The organism is Usitatibacter rugosus (genome assembly GCF_013003965.1).
Lineage (GTDB): Bacteria > Pseudomonadota > Gammaproteobacteria > Burkholderiales > Usitatibacteraceae > Usitatibacter > Usitatibacter rugosus.
On the sequence record NZ_CP053069.1, the window covers coordinates 2,467,534 to 2,490,861 of the forward strand.

The 23,328-nt window shown below is 67.2% G+C and carries 26 protein-coding genes; 22 read left to right on the top strand and 4 right to left on the bottom strand.

The window, feature by feature from the left end:
* Window position 1 precedes the first annotated feature (1 nt).
* Entirely contained in the window at window positions 2-664 is a 663-nt protein-coding gene (locus DSM104443_RS11625; RefSeq protein ID WP_171092390.1) for a VIT1/CCC1 transporter family protein, read from the top strand.
* Entirely contained in the window at window positions 661-1,869 is a 1,209-nt protein-coding gene (locus DSM104443_RS11630) for a hypothetical protein (RefSeq protein ID WP_171092392.1), read from the top strand. Before DSM104443_RS11625 ends, DSM104443_RS11630 begins: the two co-directional genes overlap by 4 nt.
* Here the strand turns inward: DSM104443_RS11630 and DSM104443_RS11635 are convergent.
* Both DSM104443_RS11635 and DSM104443_RS11640 read right to left on the bottom strand, forming a co-directional pair.
* Complete coding sequence (locus tag DSM104443_RS11635) at window positions 1,866-2,921, bottom strand: Ldh family oxidoreductase (protein WP_171092394.1); 1,056 nt, start codon at window positions 2,919-2,921, stop codon at window positions 1,866-1,868. The two genes, DSM104443_RS11630 and DSM104443_RS11635, sit on opposite strands and share 4 nt — an antisense overlap.
* The gene (locus DSM104443_RS11640) at window positions 2,921-3,883 is read right to left on the bottom strand and encodes a Bug family tripartite tricarboxylate transporter substrate binding protein (RefSeq protein WP_171092396.1); all 963 of its coding nucleotides are present in this window, start codon (window positions 3,881-3,883) and stop codon (window positions 2,921-2,923) included. The genes DSM104443_RS11635 and DSM104443_RS11640 overlap by 1 nt, the downstream gene beginning before the upstream one ends.
* A 69-nt stretch (window positions 3,884-3,952) precedes the next feature.
* Here DSM104443_RS11640 and DSM104443_RS11645 point away from each other — a divergent pair, with 69 nt between their 5' ends.
* The 16 genes from DSM104443_RS11645 (at window position 3,953) to kce (ending at window position 17,942) form a co-directional block, all read left to right on the top strand.
* Window positions 3,953-4,795: an N-acyl homoserine lactonase family protein gene (locus DSM104443_RS11645; protein ID WP_171092398.1), complete on the top strand. Its 843-nt coding sequence runs from the start codon at window positions 3,953-3,955 to the stop codon at window positions 4,793-4,795.
* A complete protein-coding gene (locus tag DSM104443_RS11650; RefSeq protein ID WP_171092401.1) occupies window positions 4,785-5,537 on the top strand; it encodes a hypothetical protein in 753 nt (250 codons plus the stop codon). The genes DSM104443_RS11645 and DSM104443_RS11650 overlap by 11 nt, the downstream gene beginning before the upstream one ends.
* 6 nt (window positions 5,538-5,543) lie before the next feature.
* Window positions 5,544-5,795, top strand: coding sequence for a hypothetical protein (locus DSM104443_RS11655; RefSeq protein ID WP_171092403.1), 252 nt, complete (start codon window positions 5,544-5,546; stop codon window positions 5,793-5,795).
* Between the two features lie 193 nt (window positions 5,796-5,988).
* Window positions 5,989-6,333, top strand: coding sequence for a hypothetical protein (locus DSM104443_RS11660; protein ID WP_171092405.1), 345 nt, complete (start codon window positions 5,989-5,991; stop codon window positions 6,331-6,333).
* 38 nt (window positions 6,334-6,371) lie between these two features.
* The gene (locus DSM104443_RS11665) at window positions 6,372-7,304 is read left to right on the top strand and encodes a pseudouridine synthase (protein WP_425509589.1); all 933 of its coding nucleotides are present in this window, start codon (window positions 6,372-6,374) and stop codon (window positions 7,302-7,304) included.
* A complete protein-coding gene (locus DSM104443_RS11670) occupies window positions 7,301-7,651 on the top strand; it encodes a nucleotide pyrophosphohydrolase (protein ID WP_246232176.1) in 351 nt (116 codons plus the stop codon). Before DSM104443_RS11665 ends, DSM104443_RS11670 begins: the two co-directional genes overlap by 4 nt.
* Entirely contained in the window at window positions 7,651-8,808 is a 1,158-nt protein-coding gene (locus DSM104443_RS11675) for a methyltransferase (RefSeq protein ID WP_171092408.1), read from the top strand. The genes DSM104443_RS11670 and DSM104443_RS11675 overlap by 1 nt, the downstream gene beginning before the upstream one ends.
* A 74-nt stretch (window positions 8,809-8,882) precedes the next feature.
* Window positions 8,883-9,041, top strand: a complete 159-nt coding sequence (locus DSM104443_RS11680) for a DUF3309 family protein (protein WP_171092410.1) — start codon at window positions 8,883-8,885, stop codon at window positions 9,039-9,041.
* A gap of 73 nt (window positions 9,042-9,114) precedes the next feature.
* A complete protein-coding gene (locus tag DSM104443_RS11685) occupies window positions 9,115-10,707 on the top strand; it encodes an ABC transporter substrate-binding protein (protein WP_171092413.1) in 1,593 nt (530 codons plus the stop codon).
* Between the two features lie 97 nt (window positions 10,708-10,804).
* Window positions 10,805-11,719 (top strand): ABC transporter permease, encoded by a 915-nt coding sequence (locus DSM104443_RS11690; protein ID WP_171092415.1) that lies wholly within the window; start codon window positions 10,805-10,807, stop codon window positions 11,717-11,719.
* Window positions 11,716-12,603: a nickel transporter permease gene (gene nikC / locus DSM104443_RS11695; protein WP_171092417.1), complete on the top strand. Its 888-nt coding sequence runs from the start codon at window positions 11,716-11,718 to the stop codon at window positions 12,601-12,603. Before DSM104443_RS11690 ends, nikC begins: the two co-directional genes overlap by 4 nt.
* On the top strand, window positions 12,603-13,439 hold the full coding sequence (locus tag DSM104443_RS11700) for an ABC transporter ATP-binding protein (protein WP_171092420.1): 837 nt from the start codon (window positions 12,603-12,605) through the stop codon (window positions 13,437-13,439). Before nikC ends, DSM104443_RS11700 begins: the two co-directional genes overlap by 1 nt.
* A 3-nt stretch (window positions 13,440-13,442) precedes the next feature.
* On the top strand, window positions 13,443-14,222 hold the full coding sequence (locus DSM104443_RS11705) for an ABC transporter ATP-binding protein (protein ID WP_171092422.1): 780 nt from the start codon (window positions 13,443-13,445) through the stop codon (window positions 14,220-14,222).
* Between the two features lie 222 nt (window positions 14,223-14,444).
* Window positions 14,445-15,992 carry a M81 family metallopeptidase gene (locus tag DSM104443_RS11710; protein WP_171092424.1) on the top strand — a complete coding sequence of 516 codons (1,548 nt, stop codon included), beginning with the start codon at window positions 14,445-14,447 and terminating at the stop codon, window positions 15,990-15,992.
* Window positions 15,989-16,984 carry a serine hydrolase domain-containing protein gene (locus tag DSM104443_RS11715; protein WP_171092426.1) on the top strand — a complete coding sequence of 332 codons (996 nt, stop codon included), beginning with the start codon at window positions 15,989-15,991 and terminating at the stop codon, window positions 16,982-16,984. The genes DSM104443_RS11710 and DSM104443_RS11715 overlap by 4 nt, the downstream gene beginning before the upstream one ends.
* Before the next feature lie 16 nt (window positions 16,985-17,000).
* Window positions 17,001-17,942, top strand: a complete 942-nt coding sequence (gene kce, locus DSM104443_RS11720; RefSeq protein ID WP_171092429.1) for a 3,5-dioxohexanoate:acetyl-CoA acetone transferase — start codon at window positions 17,001-17,003, stop codon at window positions 17,940-17,942.
* A 3-nt stretch (window positions 17,943-17,945) separates the two neighbouring features.
* Here kce and DSM104443_RS11725 read toward each other — a convergent pair whose 3' ends face one another.
* Window positions 17,946-18,926: a Bug family tripartite tricarboxylate transporter substrate binding protein gene (locus DSM104443_RS11725; RefSeq protein WP_171092431.1), complete on the bottom strand. Its 981-nt coding sequence runs from the start codon at window positions 18,924-18,926 to the stop codon at window positions 17,946-17,948.
* 126 nt (window positions 18,927-19,052) lie between these two features.
* Here DSM104443_RS11725 and DSM104443_RS11730 point away from each other — a divergent pair, with 126 nt between their 5' ends.
* From DSM104443_RS11730 to DSM104443_RS11745, 4 genes are all read left to right on the top strand, one after another.
* Window positions 19,053-20,582 carry an AMP-binding protein gene (locus DSM104443_RS11730; protein WP_171092433.1) on the top strand — a complete coding sequence of 510 codons (1,530 nt, stop codon included), beginning with the start codon at window positions 19,053-19,055 and terminating at the stop codon, window positions 20,580-20,582.
* Window positions 20,583-20,618: 36 nt separating this feature from the next.
* Window positions 20,619-20,978: a cyclic nucleotide-binding domain-containing protein gene (locus DSM104443_RS11735; RefSeq protein ID WP_171092435.1), complete on the top strand. Its 360-nt coding sequence runs from the start codon at window positions 20,619-20,621 to the stop codon at window positions 20,976-20,978.
* Between the two features lie 115 nt (window positions 20,979-21,093).
* Window positions 21,094-21,591, top strand: coding sequence for a hypothetical protein (locus DSM104443_RS11740; RefSeq protein ID WP_171092437.1), 498 nt, complete (start codon window positions 21,094-21,096; stop codon window positions 21,589-21,591).
* Window positions 21,592-21,649: 58 nt separating this feature from the next.
* Entirely contained in the window at window positions 21,650-21,844 is a 195-nt protein-coding gene (locus DSM104443_RS11745) for a hypothetical protein (protein WP_171092439.1), read from the top strand.
* Window positions 21,845-22,031: 187 nt separating this feature from the next.
* On the opposite strand, the gene DSM104443_RS11750 is transcribed toward DSM104443_RS11745, so the two are convergent.
* Window positions 22,032-23,192 carry a low temperature requirement protein A gene (locus DSM104443_RS11750; protein ID WP_171092441.1) on the bottom strand — a complete coding sequence of 387 codons (1,161 nt, stop codon included), beginning with the start codon at window positions 23,190-23,192 and terminating at the stop codon, window positions 22,032-22,034.
* Between the last annotated feature and the right edge of the window lie 136 nt (window positions 23,193-23,328).

A 23,328-nucleotide genomic window follows, 5' to 3' on the forward strand; every position in this document is an offset into this window, starting at 1 on the left:
CATGGCGCAGTCTGAGACCGAGAAACCGGCCCGGGTGCTGGACCCGATCGAGCGCGCCTCCGAGGTGATCTTCGGGCTGCTGATGGCGATGACCTTCATCGGAGCGCTGAGCGCCGCCACGGCTGGCCGTGAAGAAGTACGCACGATGATGTTTACCGCCATCGGATGCAACCTCGCCTGGGGTCTCGCGGACGCGGTCATGTACCTCGTGCGGATCGCGACCAACCGCACCCGCAACCGCACGATGCTCACGAAGGTGCGCGCGGAGCCGGATGCGGCGAAAGGCCGCGCACTCGTCGAGGAGGCCCTGCCGCGCAGCATCGTCGAGGCGGCCGGCTCCGAAGGTGTGGACGCCATCCACCGGCGCCTGATCGCACCGGCCGCACCGGATGTCCGCCCCGTTCTTGCCGGCACCGATTTCCGCGGAGCCGTCGGCGTCTTCCTGCTCGTGGTGCTGGCGACGTTTCCGGTCGTCATCCCCTTCATGCTCTTCGACCAGGCGTCGATCGCGATCCGCGTGTCGAACGGCGTCGCGGTCGCGATGCTCTTCCTGGCGGGAGAAGTCCTCGGCCGCTATGCCGGCGCCCGGCCCTGGCGCGGGGGACTCTGGATGGCCGTCACGGGGATCCTGCTGATGGCCGCGATCATGGCGCTGGGCGGGTGAGGACGCTCGCCGCCGCGGTCGCCTCGCTGGCGGCCTGCGGTGCCCTGGCCGCGGAGGAAGACGCGGACTTCGCGGCGACGAAAGGCTCGGCGGCCGAAGCGCAGCTCCAGGCTCGCTTGAAGGCCTCCATCCGCACACTGCCGGGCACCGACACGCAGTACTTCATCGGCGGCTATCTCCAGCTGGACGGGCTCGCCACGCGCCACCGCCAGGACGGCGACGAGCAGGACGCGTTCATCGTCTCGACCACGCCCTTCGGCCCCGCGGACAAGAACTACCGCGCGGGCATTCGCGCCTCGCAGCTGAACTGGATCTCGAAGACGCCGGCCCCTTTCGGCGATTTCTGGACGCGCCTCGAGGCCAACCTCTTCCCGCTGGACGGCCGCACGCACCCGACGCTGAACCAGCTCTTCGTGCGCTTCGGCGAGGCGGTCACGATCGGCAAGACGTATTCGACCTTCGTGGACGAGGACGTGCTCCCCACGACGCTCGACTACAACGGACCGAGCGGCGTCACCTTCGCGCGCCAGGCGCTGGTTCGCGTGTCACTGCCGATCGCGGCGGGCTGGACCGTCGCGGCGTCGGTGGAGGATTCGCAAGCCGATCTGGATGCGAGCGGCACCCTTCTCTCCTTCCGCACGGATGAGCGACGTCCCGATATCGCGGCGCGCGTCCGCTTCGAAGGCGACTTCGGCCACGTGCAGCTCGCGGGCCTGTCGCGCCGGATCGATGTCGCGCTCGACACCCCCGCAGGCACGCGCGAGAAACACGTGAACGGCAAGGGCGTCTCGCTCTCGGGATCGCTCAACGTCGGCGACAACGCGATCTCGGGTCAGATCGCGAGCGGCGAAGGCATCGGCCGCTACTTCAACGATCCGCTGAGCGCCACCGGTGTGGGCCTCGGCTCCGGATCGCAGCTCGACCTGCTGCGCTCCAGCGGCGCCACGCTCTACTACCAGCACCATTGGGCGCCGGACTGGACCACGATCGCGGGCGCCAGCACGCTGCGCATCGCGGATGAGGGATTGGCGCGGCGGCCGGAGGAGTTGAAGCGCGTCGTGTATGCGTCCGCGAATCTCGCGCATCGCGTGACGCCGACGTTGATCGTCGGCGCGGAAGTGCTCTGGGGACAAGCGACGCGCGTGGATGGCGCCACGGCCTCGAACACGCGGCTGCAGATCTCGGTTCGCTATCTCGTGTTCTAGCCGCGTCCCGGCACAAGCGCCTCCATGCCCAGCTCGGCCGCGATCCGCGAGAGATCCGCGATCGTGTCTTCGGGAAGGTCCAGCCCCTGCGCGCGCAAGCGAGTGTCGCTGCGCGCTTCCATCTCACCCGGGTAGAAGATCTCGTCCGCACCCTTGGCAAGCGGCACGGCCTTGATCTCCGCGATGAAAGCTTCCATGCGCGCGTTGAACTCCGCGAGCGGCATGAAGGCGGAGATGTCGTAGGCGGTGAAAAAATGTCCCGCCCCGCTCTTCAGCTCCGTCTTGTACGGCCCGTTCACGGCGGAGAGAAACGCGCTCCCGGAGAGCACGCCCGAGAGCATGTCCACCACCGAGGCGATCGCATACCCCTTGTGCCCCGCCATGGGAAGGATGATCCCGTCGATCGCGGCCTGCGGGTCGGTCGTGGGCTCGCCGTCGGCCGTGAGCGCCCATCCGAGGGGAATCGGCTCACGGCGCTGGCGGGCGAGATAGATCTTGCCGCGAGCCACGCCGGTATTCGCCATGTCCATCATGAACGGCGGATGCTTGCCCGCCGGCGCGGAGATCGACCACGGGTTGGTGCCGATGATCTTCTTGCGGCCGCCGGTCGGTGCGATCGCCGGGCCGCCGTTGGTCATCAGCATCATGATGCAGCCCTGCTCCGCGGCCCTGCGCGTGTAGTACATGCAGGTGCCGAAGTGGTTGGAGTTGCGCACCGCCACCGAGGCAACCCCGTGGACCTTCGCCCGGCGAATCGCTTCCTCGGCGGCGAGCTTCGTCGCGACCTGCCCCACGCCGTCCTGCGCATCGATGACGGCGACGGCGCGCGCATCGACCGCGAAGCGCGTCTCGGTGACCGCCTTCATCACGCCCGTCTTCAGGCGCGCCAGGTACCACCCGGTGCGCAGCACGCCGTGCGACTGGTGGCCCCAGAGATCTGCTTGGACGAGCGTGTCCGCGATGAGAGCGGCATCCGCATCCGGCATGCCGCCGCGGCGATAGACCTCCGTGACGAACGCGAGCAGGCGCCCGGCGTCGACGCGAACCGCCATCAGTCCGCCGGCTTGAAGCCGATGTCGGCCACGACCTTCGACCAGCGCGCGTAGTCCTTGCGCACGATCGCGTCGAACTGCGCCGGCGTCCCCGCGCGCGGCAGCATGCCCTGGCCGATGTAGTTCTTCTTCACGTCCTCGTCGTCCTTCAGCTTGTTGATCGCGGCGTTCAGTTTGTCGATGATGGGCTGCGGCGTGCCGCGCGGCGTGAAGACGCCGAACCACGGATCGGCCGCGAAGCCGGGCAGCGTCTCGCCGATCGTCGGCACGTTGGGCAGCAGCGGCCAGCGCTCGGCGCTGGTGACCGCGATCAACTTGAGCTTCCCGGACTGGATGTTGGGCAGCAGCGGCGAGACGTTGCCCACGTACACCTGGATCGTCCCCGAGAGGAAGTCGGGCAGCGCCGCCCCGGTGCTCTTGTACGGCACGTGCACGAGCTTGATGTCCGCCATCTGCGTGAACATCTCGGTGATGAGGTGCGTGAGGCCGCCGTTGCCGGACGAGCCGTACGAGAAGGCGCCCGGCTTCGACTTCGCGAGCGCGATGAACTCCGCGACCGTGTTGGCCGGCACGCTCGGATGCACGATGAGGCCGAAGGGTGCCACGCTCACCTGCGAGACGGCCACGAGCGAGTTCACCGGATCCCACGCCGGCTTGTGGGTCGCCGCGATCACCGGGAAGCTGTCCGACATGATGAGGATCGTGTAGCCGTCGTTGGGCGACTTGGCGGCGATCTCCATCCCGACCATGCCGCCGGCGCCTCCGCGGTTCTCGATGATGAAGGGCTGGCCCAAAGATTCCTGCAGCTTCGCGGTCAGCGCGCGCGCCGCGATGTCACTACCGCCGCCGGGTGCGAACGGCACGACGACCTTCACGGGCTTGGCGGGATAGGGTTGGGGCTGGCCGAGCGCGCCGAAGGCCACGGTGCACGCAGCCAGGCACGTCACGAGAAAACGCGTCATCTTCCCTCCTCCGTGGATCTTGTTGGACCCAGTATCTGGCAAAATCGGCACCGCCGACAGGAGACTCCCATGAAAGCGTTGATTACCTCCGCAGTGCTCTTGCTCCTTGCCGCATGTGCGAGTACGGAGCCCAAACAAGCCGCCGTCGAACGCATGTACGTCATCTCGTGCGGCGAGAACCACACCAAGGACCTCTCGCGCTGGACGCCGGGCGAGAACGTGGGCAAGGCGCACGTCTTCGGCGACTACTGCTACCTCATCAAGCACGCCAAGGGCTGGATGCTGTGGGACACGGGCATCGCCGACCGCATCGCGGCCCTGCCCCACGGCATGCCGAACGCGCAGGGCACGATCACGGCGTTCATGCAGACGCCGCTGTCCGAGTCGCTGAAGCAGATCGGCGTCGCGCCCGCCGACATCGGCTACTTCGCCATGTCGCATTCGCACGGCGACCACTCGGGCAACGCGAATCTCTTCCCCGCTTCGACGATCTACATGCAGCAGACCGAGTACGACGCGCTCTTCGGCCCCGATGCCGCGAAGTCGGGCCTGCCGCTCGCCAACTTCGAGAAGCTGAAGGGTTCGAAGTTCGTCCGCCTCACCGGCGACCAGGACGTCTTCGGCGACGGCTCGGTGGTGATCAAGTCGACTCCGGGCCACACGCCGGGTCACCAGTCGCTGCTGGTGCGGCTACCGAAGCGCGGCCCGGTGCTGCTCACCGGCGATCTCGTCCACCTTCTCTATAGCTGGGACAACAACATCGTCCCGGGCTTCAACTACGACGTCGCGCAGACGAAGCGCAGCCTCGAGGAGATGAAGGCCTACGCCAAGGCGACCGGCGCGCAGGTTTGGGTGAACCACGACAAGGAACAGCATGCCGCCATTCCCAAAGCGCCCGCCTATGTGGAGTAAGGCCCCCGTCGTCGTCCTGGCCGCGGTATTGGCTCTTTCGGCTTGCTCGCGCGATCCGCGCACCACGCGCCTGCCGCTCGACCTCGCGGACATCCCCAAGATCCAGAAGCAGCTGGACAAGCTGCCGCCCGACGAGCGTGAGCTTGTCCTGGCCTACCTGCAGCGCAGCAAGGGCGACGTGCTACCCGCGAAGTTCGCCGATCCGGACAACCCGCTCACCGCGCGCACGTTCGCCGAGGCCATCAAGCTGCAGAAGGAATGGAAGGTGAAGCACGCCGCCGATACCGAGCGCATGGAGTCGCTGGCCGAAGCGCGCGAGGAAGCGTACGAGCCCCTTCGCCGTGCCATCTCCGCCACGCTGCTCCGGCGCGAGATCATGACGGCGGACGAGGCCTCGGGACGCCAGCCCCAGCCGGGCCGCGCCCTGAACAACAACGAGGTCCTGGTCGTCACCTACCGCCTGCAGAACCACGGCAGCGAGACCATCACGCGCGTGACCGGCTCGGTCCAGGTGCGCAGCGAATCCGATCCGAAGTCCCTGCTGGGCCTCGCGCAATGCTGGATCGACCATCGCGAGCCCGTCGGCGGCAGCCAGTCCGTCGAGGTGCGCTGCTCGAACCTGCGCGGGAGCTCGGGCGAAAGGGCCAAGGACTTCGTCGCCCTGGACGAGCGCCGGCTCATCGTGACCTGGGAGCCCAAGACGGTCGAGTTCGCCACCGGGAAGGTGCTCCGCTCGGAGTAAGTCCCGATGCTCGAGACGACGGTCACGGCGCTCTTCCTGGTGGTGATGCTCGCCCCCTGGGTGTTCTTCGCCCGGAAGATGTCGGGCGCGAAGATTCCCATCTGGTTCCTGGGCATCGCCGCCGTGCTCCTCGGCGCCATCATGCAGCGCATGTTCGGCGCGAACGCGAGCTACTACATCGGCTACTACGGCGCGATCGTCTTCGGCCTGGGGATCGTGGCCGCGGCGTTCGCCTATTTCAACGGCCGGCCGAAATAGCACCCCTCCGCCCGATTATTTCAACGGAAATCGAAACGGGGAAAACACCCGTCCTTCCGTGTCCACCGACCGCTCGTCCGCCACGTTCGTAATATGACCGGGAGCGATTTGCGAATTCCCTCACATCGCGCCTTCGCGACCGGGTAGACACTGGGTTCATCGAGTGACGACCCAACCGGCGAAGGAGACCGCGATGAAAAGGCTGCTGAACAAGGAACGCCTGAAGGAAGAGAACCGCGAACACGCCGGCACGGGTGGCCGCAGCCAGGAAAATGGCGGACTCGGCTTCTCCCCCGCCTTCCTCGACTACGCGACCTTCGCCATCCACCTCTCGCGCTTCGCCGACGGCCAGCCTGCCCCCTTCCACCTGCTGGACGGCCTTCCGGACGAAGCGGTTCGCATGCGTGCTGCAGACGGCCGCGTGATCGCCGGCAAGGCCACGCTCATCTCCGGCTTCGTGCGCGGCGGCTTCTTCTATACCCGCAGCGCGGCGACCAAGCTCCTGCGCGAGTGGGACCGCAAATGCGAAACGGAGTGAGCGCGGAAGCGTCCATCGCCTGAGGTACGATGCCGGGAATGACCCGGCCCACGATCAAGCTCACCAAGCGGCCTCCGCCCGCGGAGGCACCCAAGGCTCCGCCCAAGCCTTCCGAATCACGCCCCAAGGCCACGAAGGCACGGCCAAAACCCGCCGCGGCACGTCCGAAGCCCGCATTCACGCCCCGCAGGCCTGAGGCCGCCCCGCCGCCGAAGCCGCGAGCGCCCGTCGTCGAGAATCCCGACGGTCCGCGCCTCTCGAAACGCATGAGCGAGCTGGGCCTCTGCTCGCGCCGCGAAGCCGACGAGTGGATCGAGAACGGCTGGGTGCTGGTGGACGGCAAGGTCGTCACCACGCTCGGCGTGCGCGTCGCGCGCGACGCCAAGATCGAGATCGACCCGGCCGCCTCGCGCCACCAGAGCGAGCAGGTGACGATCCTCCTCAACAAGCCCGTGGGCTACGTCTCGGGACAACCCGAGGACGGCCATGAGCCGGCAATGGTGCTGATCAAGCCGGAGAATCGCTGGGAAGACGACCCGTCGCCCACGAAGTTCGTCCACGGCCACCTGCGCGGCCTCGCCCCGGCCGGCCGCCTCGACATCGATTCCACGGGGCTGCTCGTCTTCACGCAGGACGGCCGCGTGGCGAAGCGGTTGATCGGCGCCGACTCCGAGGTCGAGAAGGAATATCTCGTCCGCGTGCAGGGCACGCTCACCGAGGATCAACTCAAGCAGCTGCGCCACGGCATGGAGCTGGACGGCGTGAAGCTCAAGCCCGCGCAGGTGTCGTGGGCCAACGAGGACCAGCTGCGCTTCGCGCTGCGCGAAGGCCGCAAGCGCCAGATCCGCCGCATGTGCGAAATGGTGGGCCTCGTGGTCACGGGCCTGAAGCGCGTGCGCACGGGCGGCGTTCCCCTTGGCAAGCTCCCTCCCGGGCAGTGGCGCTACCTGCGCCGCGAGGAGAAGTTTTGAGCGCGGGGCTGGAAGGGCTGCGCGACGCGCTGCGCCAGTTCGCGGCCGATCGCGACTGGGATCAATTCCATTCGCCCAAGAATCTCGCGATGGCGCTCTCCGTGGAATCCGCGGAGCTGCTCGAGATCTTCCAGTGGCTCACGGAAGAGCAGAGCAAGAACCTTTCCGCCGATGCCAAGGCCAAGGCGGCCGACGAGATCGCGGATGTCCTCCTGTACCTGGTTCGCATCGCCGACAAGCTCGGCATCGATCCCGTTGCCGCCGCGCGCCGCAAGATGATCGCGAACGCGCAGAAGTATCCCGCCGACAAGGCCCGCGGCAACAACAAGAAGTACACCGAGCTCTAGTGGGCGACGCCCTCGTCGTCGACTGGAGCGAAGACGGCCAGGAGCGCTCCGCGGCCTGGCGCTCCGAGCGCGGCGCCCCACCCCCGGAGCAGCTCGCCATCGTCGACGATCGCATCACGGCGGACGAAGCGTACGGGCTCGCGTGCCAGGGCATCGCGCTGCTGTGGCGCGGCGATTTCCAGAATGCCCGGCAGATGCTGACCGCGCTCGCACACCGCGCCGACAAGCCGCCTCGCAAAGCGGCCAAGCCCGGCAAGCCGAAGGCACCCGCGGATGCGTTCAACCTCGCGCGCCAGGCGCGGGCCCAGCGCGCGCGAACGCTCGGCATGCTCCTCATCCCGCTCGAGGCCGATTTCGCGATTCCGCTGCGCCGCGCACCCGATATCCGCGAAGCCTGTCTCGAAGCCTACGGGTCGGCAACTCAGGAGGCCTCGGTCGTATCCCTGCGCGAGCTGCTGGGCGTCATCGGCGCCCACGAATGGCGTCGGCGCGGCATCGAGCTGCACGGGATGAAGATCCATCCGCACTACGGTGTGTTCGCCCCGGTGCGCAGCGAATATGTCGATCTCGTCGCGAAGATGTCCTTCCCGCCCGTTGCCGCGACGCACTCGGTCGCTTTCGATATCGGAACGGGCACCGGCGTGATCGCTGCCGTGCTTGCAAAGCGCGGAATGCAGCGCGTGGTCGCGACCGACCTGGACCCCCGGGCGCTCGCGTGCGCGCGCGAGAACGTGCAACGGCTCGGGTTCGGCGCGAATGTCGATGTGGTCCAGGCCGATCTCTTCCCCGAAGGCCGAGCCGCCGTGGTCGTCTGCAACCCGCCCTGGGTTCCCGCGCGGCCCAGCTCTCCGCTGGAGCACGGCATCTACGATCCCGAGAGCCGCATGCTGAAGGGCTTCCTGGGGGGACTGCCCTCGCATCTCGAGGACGGTGGCGAAGGCTGGCTCATCCTCTCGGATCTCGCGGAGCACCTCGGCCTTCGCAAGCGCGAGGACCTTCTCGCGCTCTTCGAGGCCGCCGGCCTGAAGGCGATCGACCGCATGGACATCCGGCCGAAGCATCCCAAAGCCTCCGATGCGAACGATCCGTTGCACGCGGCCCGGAAGCTCGAGGTGACCTCTCTCTGGCGGCTGGTGCCCAAGACCCCCGGCGTGTAGTCCCTGTCCGGCATCTTTCGGGGTCCGTGCGCGGGATGATCACCCGCACACATAACCCTCCAGGGAGAGCACAAATGTCCATTTCAATGATCCTGCTGATCATCCTGATCCTGATTCTGGTCGGCGCGATTCCCGCCTGGCCGCACAGCCGCAGCTGGGGCTATGGCCCGAGCGGCGGCCTGGGCCTCGTCGTGCTCATCCTCGTCATCCTGCTGCTGATGGGCAAGATCTGACGCAGATTCGCTGACGGTTTTAACTCGCGAAGCATCCTCGCCCGCTCGGGCGAGGATGTATCATTTCGCGACCATGCGCCCCCTCCTCCCGCTGTCCCTCGCTGCATCGCTCCTCCTCGCCGCACCCGCGCTCGCCAAGACGCCCGCCGACACCTTCGTGATCGCGGCCAACATGAGCCAGATGATCACGCTCGACCCCGCGGCGATCAACGAAAGCTTCGCCTCCGGCTTCGTGCGCAATGCGTGTGACGCGCTGATCGCGCAGGATCCCAACGATGCAGCAAAGCTGGTTCCCGGCGTCGCCGAGAGCTGGACCGTCTCGCCCGATTCGACGACCTACACGCTGAAGGTCCGCAAGGGCCTCAAGTTCGCCTCCGGCAACCCGGTCACGGCGGAGGACATCGTGTGGTCGATCAAGCGCAACCTCACGTTGAACCTCGCCAACGCGCAGCGCCTGCGCGAATGGGACATCACGAAGGACAACGTGGACGCGGTCGTCCAGGTGGTCGACTCGCAGACGCTCCGCGTGAAGCCGACGCGCGCCTGGTCGCCGAACCTCTTCCTGTTCGCCTTCACCGACTTCCGCGTGGCGCCGATCCTCGACCGCAAGGAAATCCTCAAGAACGAGGTGAACGGCGACCTCGGCAACAAATGGCTCACGACGCACACGGCGTGCCTCGGGGCTTTCCGCGTCACGACGTGGCGGCCGCAGGACATGCTGATCATGGAGAGGAACGACGGCTACTGGCGCCGGAAGGTCGCGATGAAGCGCGTCGTGCTCCGCCACGTGCCCGAGGCCGGGGCGCAGCGCCTGCTGCTCGAGCAAGGTGACGTCGATACCGCGAACGACATCGATCCCGCGGACTTCAAGGCGCTCGAAGGCAACCCGAACGTGAAGATCGACTACAGCCCGAGCCTCGGCATCCGCTACATGATGTTCAACATGTCGGACCCGCGCTTCCAGAACCCGAAGCTGTTCCAGGCGTTCCGCTACCTGTTCGACTACAAGGGCCTCGAGGAGACGCTGCTCAAGAACGACTCCGAGGCGCGGCAAAGCCCGGTGCCCACCGGCGTCTTCGGCGCGCTGCCCAAGAGCTACATGCCGTACAAGCTCGACCTCGACCGCGCGAAGAAGCTCCTCGCCGAAGCGGGCTACCCGAACGGCTTCTCCGCCGAGCTCTCGGTGCTGAACAACTTCCCCTACCCCGACCTCGCACAGCACCTGCAGCAGAACGCCGACAAGGTGGGCGTGAAGCTGAAGATCACGCAGATGATCGGGGCGCAGCTCTACCAGAAGGCGAGGGCGCGCAAGTTCGAGCTGTACATGGCCGGCTACGGGTTCAACTATCCGGACGCCAACAACATCATGCTTCGCCACGCCTACAACGCGGACAACACCGACAAGTCGAACGACACCATCTCCATCGCCTGGAGAGCCGGCTGGGATCCGGGGCCGTGGATCAACGACACGATCCGCGCCGCCCAGCTCGAGCGCGACCAGGCAAAGCGCAAGGCCATGTACGAAGAGCTGCAGCGCCGGCACAACGCCGCCTCGCCGATCATCTATCTCTTCCAGCGCCTCTCGGTGAACGCGGTGGGCAAGAACGTGAGCGCGTATCACCACACGCTCGTCGGGGACGACTATTCCAGCGTCGAGAAGCGCTGAGGCGCTGCGCGGGGCCCGCGGCTTCGCGCGCCTCGCCGCCACCGTCGCCTTCACGCTGCTGGGCCTCGCTGCCCTCACGTTCTTCATCGGGCGCGTGATGCCGGTCGATCCGGTCACCGCGCTGGTGGGCGACCAGGCCGACCAGCAGACCTACCGCGCGGTCTATGAGCGCCTCGGCCTCGACAAGCCGATCGCGGTGCAGTTCGGCTACTACCTGCGCGACATCGCCACCGGCAATTTCGGCACGGCGATCACCACGGGCCACCCCGTCATCGAGGACATCAAGCGCGTCTTCCCGGCCACGCTCGAGCTGGCCACGCTGGCGCTCCTGGGCGGCGTGCTGCTGGGCGTTCCGCTCGGTGTGGCGGCGGCGGTGTGGAAAGGACGCTGGGCCGACCACGTCGTGCGCTTCTTCGGGCTCGTCGGCTACTCGGTGCCGCATTTCTGGCTGGGACTCATTGCGCTCGTGATCTTCTACGCGAAGCTCGGTTGGATCGGTGGCTCGGGGCGGCTGTCGCTCGGGTTCGTCGACGCCGTTCCAGACGTGACGGGGATGATCCTCGTGGACGCCCTGCTCGACCGCAACACGGAGGTGTTCGTGGACGCGCTGCGACACATCGTGATGCCGGCGCTGATCCTCGCCACGACTTCCATGGCATATCTCAGCCGCATGACGCGAAGCTTCATGCTGGAGCAGCTGAGCCAGGAATACGTCGTCACCGCGCGCATCAAGGGCCTGTCGGAATGGGGAGTCACCTTCCACGCCTTCCGCAACATCGGCGTGCAGCTCCTCACGATCATCGTGCTCGCGTATGGCGGGCTGCTCGATGGCGCCGTGCTCACCGAGACGGTGTTCGGCTGGCCCGGCTTCGGCCAGTACCTCACCTCGGGCCTGCTCGCCGGCGACATGAACGTGGTGCTCACGTGCACGCTGCTGGTGGGCGTGATCTTCCTCGCGTTGAACCTCCTGTCGGACGTGCTCTACCGCACTCTCGACCCGCGCACGCGATGATCGCCTGGCTCACCGCCGAGGTTCCCGAGTCCACCGCGCAGGCGACGGCGCAAAGCGTGTGGCTGGGCGCGCGCCGGTTGCTGCGCAACCCGCTTGCGGTGGGCGGCTTCGCGGTGATCGTGGCGCTGGTGCTCGTGGCGATCTTCGCGCCGTGGATCGCGCCCTACGATCCGTTCGACCAGTCGCTGACCCGCCGCCTGCTGCCGCCCAGCGCACAGCACTGGTTCGGCACCGATCAGGTAGGACGCGACCTCTTCAGCCGCGTCGTGTACGGCTCGCGCATCACGCTCTACATCGTGGTGCTGGTCGCGGTGATCGTGGCGCCGATCGGGCTGCTCATCGGCACCATCGCCGGTTACGCGGGCGGCAAGGTCGACGCGGTGCTGATGCGGCTCACGGACATCTTCCTGGCGTTCCCGGGCCTCGTGCTGGCGCTCGCCTTCGCGGCCGCGCTGGGACCGGGGCTCTTCAACGCCGTGATCGCGATCTCGCTTACCCATTGGCCGGGGTTCGCGCGCCTCGCGCGGGCGGAGACGCTGATCGTGCGTTCCTCCGACTACATCGCCGCGAGCCGCCTCCAAGGAGCATCGGCCACGCGCATCGTGCTGCGCCACGTGATCCCGATGTGCATCCCGTCGGTGATCGTGCGCACCACGCTCAGCATGGCCGGCGTGATCCTCACCGCGGCCGGGCTGGGCTTCCTGGGCCTCGGTGCGCAGCCGCCGTCGCCGGAATGGGGCGCGATGCTGGCGGCGGGACGGCGCTTCCTCATCGACAACTGGTGGATGGCGACCTTCCCCGGCCTCGCGATCCTGCTGGTGAGCCTCGCCTTCAACCTGCTGGGCGATGGGCTGCGCGACGTGCTCGACCCGAGGAACGAGTGATGGATCCGATCCTGCGCGTCGAGGACCTTCGCGTCAGCTTCGACACGCCCCGGGGTGTCGTCCAAGCGGTGCGCGGCATCGGCTTCGAAGTCGGCCGCGAACGCGTGGGCCTCGTGGGCGAGTCGGGCTCGGGCAAGTCGATGACCGGGCGCGCGATCCTGCGCATCACGCCGCGCGCGGCCACCGTGACCGCGGGCAAGCTGGAGCTGCAGGGCGAGAACCTGCTCGCGGCCGATGCGAAGCGCATGCGGCAGATCCGCGGGCGCCACGCGTCGATGATCCTGCAGGACCCGAAGTTCTCGCTGAATCCCGTGATGCGCGTGGGCACGCAGGTCGCCGAGTCGTTCCTCGTCCATCACAAGGCGACGAAGGCCCAGGCGCGCGAGCGAGCGCTCGAGATGCTGGCGCAGGTGCGCATCCGCGACCCGAAGCGCGTCTACGACCTCTATCCGCACGAGGTCTCCGGCGGCATGGGCCAGCGCATCATGATCGCGATGATGCTGATCCCGGAGCCGGCGCTGCTGATCGCCGACGAGATCACCTCCGCGCTCGATGTCACCGTACGGACGCAGGTGCTGGCGATCCTGGACGACCTCGTCACGCAGCGCGGCCTCGGCCTGCTCTTCATCAGCCATGACTTGAACCTCGTCGCCACCTTCTGCGACCGCGTGCTGGTGATGTATGCCGGGCGGATCGTGGAGTCGTGCAAGGCCAACGAGCTTGAGCATGCGAAGCATCCCTACACACGCGGGCTGCTCGAATCGATGCCGCGGCTGGAAGCCCCTCGCGAGCGCCTGGCCGTGCTGCAGCGCGACCCCGCCTGGCTGGAGGCCTAGGCGATGGCCATGCTCGACATCCGCCACCTGCGAGTCGCCTTCGGGCAGGACGACCGGCGCCTGCTCGCCGTGGACGACGTGAGCCTGGCCATCGAGCCGGGCGAATCGTACGGACTGGTCGGCGAATCGGGATGCGGCAAGTCCACGCTGCTGCGCGCGGTCTCCGGGCTCAACGACGCCTGGGACGGCGAAGTCTGGGCCGAAGGCGAACGGCTCGGAGCGCACCGCTCGCTCGCGCAGCGCCGCAAAGTCCAGATGGTGTTCCAGGATCCGTACGGATCGCTCCATCCGCGCCACACCATCGACGCGATCCTGCGCGAGCCCATCGCCGTGCACGGACTGGGCGATGCCGCGGGACGGATCCTGCGTGCGCTGGAGCAGGTCGGCCTCGGCTCGCAATACCGCTTCCGCTATCCGCACCAGCTCTCGGGCGGCCAGCGCCAGCGCGTGGCGATCGCGCGCGCGATGATCCTCGAGCCGAAGATCCTGCTGCTGGACGAGCCCACCTCGGCGCTCGACGTCTCCATCCAGTCGGAAGTCCTGAACCTGCTCGCCGACCTCCGGCGCGACCGCGGCCTCACGTACCTGCTCGTGAGCCACGACCTCGCCGTGGTGGCGCATCTTTGTTCGCGCGTCGGATTCATCCACGAGGGCAAGCTCGTCGAGGTGGTCGCCACGGAGCGCCTGCGCGCCGGCGAAGTCTCGCAGCCCTACAGCCGTCGCTTCATTGAAGCGAGCCGCGGGTACGATCGAGCCATGGCCGCATCCTGGGAGGAAGCATGACTCGAGCTAGGGCTGGAGTGGGCGAGCGGCGAATTTTGAACGGCGAGGAAGGGGAGGAAAAGCGGAGGAAGGGAAGGAAATCATTGAATAAGATTGACGCACCCACATTCTCGAACCCAGGCGACGCCCCCATTTCCCTTTCAGAGCCTTCCTTCCCTTCCTCTGCTTTTCCTCCCCTTCCTCCCCTTTAAAAAAGCCGTCCCCCCTAAGAAGACCTACCGAATGTCACCCACCTCCCGCCCTCGAATTGCCATTCTCGGGTTCAGCCTCGAGAGCAACGGCTTCGCGCCCGTGGCCGTGAAAGCAGACTTCGAGGAGTCGTACCTGATGGGCGGCGAGCAACTCGAGGCCGACCTTCGCGCCGCGCATCCACGAGCCGTGGGCACGCTCACCGGCTTCGTGAAGGGCATGGACGAGAGCGGCGACTGGGAGCTGGTGCCGATCGCGGTGGCCGCCACGAGCCCCAGCGGCCCCGTGGACCAGGCCTTCTTCGGCGAGGTCGTGGCCGAGATCGAAGAGCGCCTGCACGCCGCCGGCCCGCTGGACGGCGTGTACATCGCCGAGCACGGCGCGGCATCGGCGACAGGGGATGACGATCCCGACGGCACGCTCTTCGCCGCGGTACGAGCCGTGGTCGGAACGATTCCCGTCGTCGCCACGCTCGACCTGCACGCGAACGTGTCGCACCGCATGGTCGACGAGACCGACGTCCTCATCGCGTTCCTCACCAACCCGCACGTGGACCAGCGCGAACGCGGCCTCGAAGCGGCCGCCGCGATGCGTGAGTTGCTGGCAGGCGTGAAGACGGCCATGGCGCTGGTGAAGATCCCGCTGATGCCGCCTTCGCTCACGCTACTTACGGGAGCAGGCACTGGCCGGCCGTACGGCGACCTCATCCGATACGGGCAGACGCTCCTCGGTCCGAAGGTGATGAACGTCTCGATCTGCGCCGGCTTCTACCTCACCGATTCACCCAAGGGCGGCATGTCCGTGGTTGTGACCACGCGGGGCGACGAGCCCCTGGCGCGCGAGCTCGCCAACGACCTCGCCCGCCGCGCGTGGGAGGACCGCAACCGCTACGTGCCGCACCTGGTCTCGCTCGGCGATGCCACGCAGCGCATGGTGCTCGCGAGCCGCGACCCGTCCCTGCCCGCGCTCTGCTTCGCCGACTGCGCCGACAACCCCGGCGGCGGCGGGCGCGGCAATACGACCGACCTCCTCAAGTCCTTCATCGATGCCGGCGTGCGCGGCGTGGCGCTCGGCCTCTTCAACGATCCCGCGCTCGCCGCGGAAGCGCATCGCCGGGGCGTCGGTTCGAGATTCCGCACGACTTTCAACGCGAAGGAAACCCATGCGCTCTCGAAGCGCTTTGAGGCGGACGTCGAAGTCGTGGCCGTGTCCGACGGCACCTTCGTCGGCAAGCGCGGTGCCAGCAACGGACGGACCCTCACGCTCGGCAAGAGCGCCCGCGTGCGCATCGGCGGCGAAGGCGGCATCGACATCGTCGTCATCAGCATCCGCCAGCAATGCACCGACCCCACGACGCTCGAGCACTTCGGCATCGACGTCGCGAAGTTGCGCGGCGTCATCGTGAAATCGCGCGGCCATTTCCGCGCCGCGTTCGGCGAGTTCTTCCGCGACGACCAGATCGTGGAAGTGGACGCGCCCGGCCTCACCACGCAGGGACTGGCCCACCTGCCCTATGCAAGGATTCGCCGCCCCATGTTCCCGCTCGATTCGCACGCCGAATGGCACCCGGAGACCGCATGACCACCGAGACCTGGCCGGGCGAGCATTGGTCCGCGATGGAGTCGCCCGCGAAGCGCGGATGGTCGCTCGCCGCGCTCGATGAGGCGCGCGCGTTCGGAGACCAGATCGGCAGCGCCGCCGTGATGATCGTGCAAGGCGGCGAGGTCGTGTCGCAGTGGGGCGAGATCGAGCGGCGCTACAAGTGCCACTCCATCCGCAAGAGCCTGCTCTCGGCGCTGATCGGCCTGCACGTGGACACGGGCGAGATCGACCTCAACAAGACGATGGGCGAGCTGAACATCGACGACGTCGAGGGCCTCTCGCCGCGCGAGAAGGCGGCCAAGGTAATCGATCTCCTCATGGCGCGCTCCGGGGTCTACCACCCGACGGGCTACGAGACCGACTACATGAAGAACCTGAAGCCCGCGCGCCACAGCCAGGGGCCGGGCACGTGGTGGTGCTACAACAACTGGGACTTCAACGCGCTGGGCACGATCTTCGAGCAGTGCACGGGACGCTCGATCTTCGAGGACTTTCGCGACCGCATCGCGCTGCGCGTCGGCATGCAGGATTATCGCTACGACGACACGCGCCGGGACGGAAGCTACGTTCCCTTCGATGTGTCGATCCACCGCGCCTATCCGTTCCGCCTCTCGTCGCGCGACCTGGCGCGCTTCGGCCTGCTGTTCCTCCGCGGCGGCCGCTGGAAGGAGCAGCAGGTCCTCCCGGAGAAATGGGTTCGCCTGAGCACGCGCTCGTACTCGCACGCGGGCGAGCGCGGCGGCTACGGCTACATGTGGTGGATCGCGCAGGGCAGCGTGCACTTCCCGCAGATGGAAGTGCCCGAGGGAACGTACACGGCGCGCGGCGCGGGAGGCCACTACATCGTGGTGATCCCCTCGCACGACCTCGTGATCGTGCACCGCGCCGACACCGACGAGCCGCACAAGAAGGTCGAGGGCATCGCCTTCGGGGCGCTGCTGGAACGCATCCTGGCGGCGCACAGCCGCTGACGACGAGGTAACCGCGATGGCCACCCGCAATCCCACCCGCAAGGTCGTGATCACCTGCGCCGTCACCGGCGCGATCCACACGCCGACCATGTCGCCGCACCTCCCTATCACCGCGGATGAGATCGCCGCCGCAGCGCTCGGTGCCTGGGAAGCGGGAGCGGCGATCGTCCACCTGCACGCGCGCGACCCCAAGGACGGGCGCCCCGACCAACGGCCGGAAGCCTTCGCGCCCTTCCTCGGCAAGATCAAGCAGGAGAGCGATGTCGTGATCAACATCACGACCGGTGGCGCCCCGACGATGACGGTAGAAGAGCGCCTGAAGCCCTGCGCGCACTTCAAGCCCGAGGTCGCCTCGCTCAACATGGGATCGATGAACTTCGGCCTCTACCCGATGCTGAACCGCTACAAGGAATTCAAGCACGAGTGGGAGAAGCCGTACCTCGCGGGCTCCGACGACCGGATCTTCAAGAACACCTTCAAGGACATCGCCAACATCCTCGACACCTGCCGCGTGAACGGCACGCGCTTCGAGGTCGAGTGCTACGACATCGGCCACCTCTACACCCTGCGCCACTTCGCCGACCGCGGGCTCATCAAGCCGCCCTACTTCATCCAGTCGGTGTTCGGGATTCTCGGCGGCATCGGCGGACATCCGGAGGACGTCGCGCACATGAAGCGCACCGCGGACCGCCTCTTCGGCGACGAGTACGTGTGGAGCGTTCTGGGAGCGGGCAGGAATCAGATGCCAATCGCCACGCAGTCGGTCGCGCTCGGCGGCAACGTTCGCGTGGGCCTGGAGGATTCCCTCTGGATCGGCCCCGGCCAACTCGCCGAGACCAATGCGCAGCAAGTGCGAGCTGCGCGCCAGGTGATCGAGGGGCTGGGCCTGCAGGTCGCCACGCCCGACGAGGCGCGTTCGATGCTCTCCCTCAAGGGCCGGAAGAACGTGAACTTCTGAAGCTCACTCGCCCTTGATTCCTGCCGACTTGATGACCTTGCCCCACATCTCGTACTCCTTCCGGATGTAGGCGCCGAGCTCTTCCCGCGTGCTCGGGTTGGGCTCGAGGAAGTGCTTGGCCATCTGCTCCTTCACGTCCGGAGCGCTCAGGGCCTTCACGAGCTCGCGGTTCCAGCGCTCGAGGATCGGCGCCGGCACCTTGGCGGGCGCAATGAACGCATACCAGTTCTCCGCGACCGCCCCGGGATAGCCCTGCTCCGCGATGGTCGGCACCGTGGGCATGAAGGGCGAGCGCTTGGCGCCCGTCACGGCAATGGCGCGCATGCGGCCGCTCTCGAGGTACGGCGCTGCGGTCGCGGGCGATCCGTAGAGCGAGTTCACGCGGCCCGAGAGCAGGTCCGTCACTGCCGCGCCGCCGCCCTTGTAGGGGATGTGCACGATCTGGACCTTGGCCTCCTGGTTCAGGAGCTCGCCGGCGAGGTGGGGAATGCTGCCGATCCCGGAGCTCGCGAAGTCCACGGACTGCTTCTTCGCGAGGGCGATGTATTCCTTGATGTCCTTCACGGGGAGCGACCCTGGCACCAGCAGGACCTGCGAGAACATCGCCGCCATGGAGAGGGGCGCGAAGTCCTTCAGCGGGTCGTAGCCCAGCTTGGCACCGAAGTGCGGAGAGATGGCGAGCGGCCCCACCGAGCCCAGCAGGATGGTGTATCCGTCGGGCGGCAGGCCGGCCAACTGCTGGTGGACGATGTTGCCCCCGGCCCCGCCCTTGTTCTCCACGGTGACGGGCTGGCCCATCTGGTCGGAGAGCTTCTTCGCGATGATGCGTGCCGTGACGTCGGCGGCACCTCCGGGGGCGAAGCCCACCAGCATCGTGATCGGGCGCGAGGGGAAGTCGGATTGCGCGTCGGCCTGGAGCGAGGCGGCGAGGACGGCCGCGGCGAGCAGGAGGCGATGCAGGGGGTGATGCAGGAGGCGATGCATGGTCTTTTCGGGGGGATTTCCGGAGGCGGTCCGGGGATTCTGCCGGGAACCTCGCCCGGGATATATGGCGCCCGCGTCAGGTCATCGGTAACCTGCATTCACCAATAAGAAAACGGGGGAGTCGACATGCAGGCAGGGCCGGACGCGTATCCGTCGGTCGTGGCTATGCTCGAGGAGGCGATGCAGCGCTACACCTCGAAGACCGCCTTCCGCTGCGCAGGACAGTCGCTCACGTACGCAGAGGTGGACCGCCAGTCGCGGGCGTTTGCCGCGTACCTCCAGCAGCGCCTGGGCGTGCGCAAGGGCGACCGGGTCGCGATCATGCTGCCCAACATCCTCGCCTTCCCCGTGGCGATGATCGGCATCCTCCGCGCCGGCGCCGTGCAGGTGAACGTGAACCCGATGTACACGCCGCGCGAGCTCGAATACCAGCTGAACGACGCCGGGGCGAAGACCATCGTCGTCGGTGCCGCGGCGGCCGCCACGCTGGCGCAGGTGGTGGAACGCACGGCCGTGAAGAACGTGATCGCGGAGCCCGCCGGGTTCGCGCAGGCGCTCGACGATGGCGCGGGCCTCCCCTTCACGCCCGTGCCCCTCACCGGCGAGGACATCCTTTTCCTGCAGTACACGGGCGGCACGACGGGCCTGTCCAAAGGCGCGGCGTTGAGCCACCGCAACCTCATCGCCAACACGCAGCAGCTCATGCAAGTGGTGCCCGAGGCCTTCCGCCCCGGTGAAGTGGTGATCGCGACCGCGCTGCCGCTGTATCACATCTTCGCGCTGATGGTGAACCTCGTGTCCGCGTTCGTGCGCGGCGCCGAGAACTGGCTGATCCCCAATCCGCGCGACCTCGACGCCTACATCGACGTCCTCAAGCAGGCGCGGTTCACGATCTTCACGGGCGTGAACACGCTCTATGGAGGGCTGGCCGCGCACCCCCGGATCCGCGAGGTGGATTTCTCACGGCTCGCCTGCTCGATCGGCGGCGGCTCCACCATCCTGCCGGTCACCTCCGCGCGCTGGAAGGCCATCACCGGTCAGGACATCCTCGAGGGCTACGGCCTTTCGGAGACCGGTCCGATCCTCACCTTGAACCACCCCGGCGGGGACGGCTTCTCCGCCACCGTGGGCCCTCCGTTTCCCGGGACGCAAATCAAGCTCCTGGGCGATGACGGGCAGGAAGTCCCGCCCGGAGAGGCCGGCGAGGTCTGCGCCCAGGGACCCCAGGTGATGGGCGGCTACTGGGAAAAGGCCGAGGCCAACGCCGCCGCATTCACGGCCGACGGCTTCTTCCGCACCGGCGACATCGGCGTCTTCGATGCGCGCGGCAACCTGAAGATCGTCGACCGCAAGAAGGACATGGTGCTGGTCTCGGGCTTCAACGTGTACCCGAACGAGATCGAGGCCATCGCATCGGCGTGCCCGGGGGTGCTGGAGTGCGCCTGCATCGGCGTCCCGGACGAGAAGACCGGCGAGGCCGTCCGACTCTACGTCGTGCCGATAAAGGGCACCCCGCTCACTGAGGCGCAGGTGATCGAACACTGCAAGCGCGGGCTTTCGTCCTACAAGGTGCCGAAGCAGGTGCGCTTCGCGGAGGCCCTGCCGAAGTCCACGGTGGGCAAGATTCTCCGGCGGGAGCTTCGCGCTCTGGCCTGACGGATGTAGTATCGAGCCACGGAGGGGGCGCATAACATGGGCGTAAAGCTGAGTTTTTTCCGCACCGAAGCGGACGGGGTGACCTACGACGCGGGGCAGACGATCTTCGTCGAGGGGGAGATGGGCGCGGCCATGTACGTCGTGCTCGAAGGCGAGATCGATCTCCTGATCAACAACAAGGTGGTCGAGACCGTGGGCATGGACGAGCCCTTCGGTGAGATGGCCCTCATCGACCAGGCGCCGCGCACGGCCACCGCCGTGGCCAAGACCAACGTCCGCTTGCTCGTCATTCCCGAGAACCGTTTCCTGTTCATGGTTTCGGCGATGCCGCAGTTCTCGCTGCAGATCATGCGCGTCATGGCCGACCGCCTGCGGAAGATGAACGCGCGCGAATAGCCGCGACGCGGAGTATGCTGTCCTGACTCGCCGGGCATAACGCAGACGCCCGACACACCCAAGGCCTGTCGCCCAAGTGCTGCATCGTTCCTCTCGCGAGGACGTGGAGGCACTCATGTGGCGAACCCTGCTGGCCGCACTCTTCCTGGTATCCACACCCCTGCTCGCTTCGGAGCAACCCATTGCCGTGCGCGAAGACCTCGCACGCGGCATGCGCTGGGAGCTCCGCTGGGGATCCGTCACTGCTTACGACATCGCGAGCGGCCAACGACTGCGCGTCGTGGCGCTCACGGGTGCGAGTCTCTCCGGCGCGCACGAGAGCTGCTTGCCCGACATGCTGCTCGGCCGTACGGGCACGCTGATCGTCTCTTCCAATGCGCAGCCGGTGTTGTGGCGCATCAGCCCGTCGCGCTTCGAGGTGGAGCGTCTCGAGATCGCGGTGGACAGCGACGCCGAGAAGGACTTCGGCTTCACGAGCCTTCGATGGGGCGAGAACGAAAAGGTGATCTACGCCGGCGCGAGCACGGGCACCACATGGCGCATCGACCTCGCTTCCGGGTCGGGCCGGAAGGTTTCCGACAGGGTCCGTTCAGGTGACTGCCGAGCAAGTTGATCGCAAGTTCAGCCTGCTCTACTGGAAGCCCCCTGAACGAAGAAATGGTGAACACGCCATGAAGAGACTCCTCTCGTCGCTGTTCCTTCTGCTCGCCCCTCTCCTCGCCCTGGCCGAGGAGGCCGAAGCTCCCGTCGAGCATGCGAACGGGATGGTGGTCGGCGTGTTCCTCGTGCTCTTCCTCGGCAGCATCGTCGCCTATGGCGTCTACCTCTGGTGGAAAGCACGCGGAGCGAAGCCCGGCGAGGAGTAGGCCCCTCGCAATTTCGCGCGGACCGATGGTAGAGTGATGCCGTCTTCAACCCGTACGAGAGGAGGTGATCGTGAAAAAGCCCCTGAATTTCGCCGTTGCAGTGGTGATGGATCACGCAGCGAAGGCTACGATCGCCTGAGCGGGCGGTTCCACCCTACCGCTACGGCGTAGGGCTCGAAAGGCCGGCCTAACCCGCCGGCCTTTTGTTTTCTTCCCCGATCACCAGGGCCACGAGCACCGCGGAGGTCGCTGTCATCAGCATCACGGGCGAGAGGTGGCTCGTGGCAAGCGCCAGCGCGCCCAGCGCCACGATCGATATCCAGTGCGCATGCCCGACCTTCCCCGCGATCGCCCACTTGAATAGCAGGTTGCCGGCGAGATAGATCGCCGTTCCCCCGAGCACCGAGATCGCCGTCTTCGCGTCGGTGTGTCCCGTGGGATGCGCGAGCGTGAATTCGTCTCCGGCCGCGCTCACGACGATGCCCGCCACGAACAGGACGTGGATGTATGTATAGGCGAGGCGCGCGAGCCAGCCGGGGTCGTGCGAATGCGCCATGCGCTCGCCACCCGCATCGGCCGCCGTGCCGAAGTACAACCACCACATCGCGATGCTCCCGACCAGGGAGGCGAGGAAGGCCGCGATCGTCGCGCCTGTCCACGCGAGCTCCGCGAAGGTGGCGCCCGTGACGAGCACCGACTCGCCCAGCGCGATCATCACGAAGAGACCGCAGCGTTCCGCCATGTGGCCGCCTTCGACGCTCCAGTCCTTTGTCGCGGAGCGACCGACGCCCGGAATCCAGAAACCCGCCGAGGGCGAAACGATCTCGATCGCGAGCGCCACGATCCAGAGGATCCAGCGAGCACTCCCCTCGGCCAGGCCGCCGGCGATCCAGAACACGCCGGCCACCGCGAACCACGCAAGCATTCGCTCGTAGGACCGCGCCATTCTCGAGCTCTCGCCGCGCGCGGCCCAGACGACGAAGGCCGTTCGCCCGATCTGCATCGCGACGTAGGCACCCGCGAAGACCAGCCCGCGCGACTCGAAGGCCCGCGGGATCGCGGCCGACAGCACGAGGCCGACGACCGTCAGCACCAGCAGCATCGCGCGGACCGGCGAACGTTCGGGGTCGATCCAGTTCGTCACCCACGCCGTGAAGATCCACACCCACCAGACCGCGAGCAGCAACAGCGCGCACTCGGCGGCGGTCGCGAGCGTGAAGTGCTTGATCAGCAGGTGCGAGACCTGCGTGATCGCGAACACGAACACGAGATCGAAGAGCAGCTCCACATACGTGACCCGGTGATGGCCGTGTGCAGGCCGGGGCCGCAAGAGCGTATTCGAGGTCATGCCGTGAAGACGAAGCGACACGGGCCACGTGACACGCCCTGTCACACCCCGGGGGCCGCGGCCGTCCTGTGGGATGTTGAACGTTGCATCCCGTCCGTCGCAACGAAGATGACGGGTGTCAGTTCGTCGAAGCGGC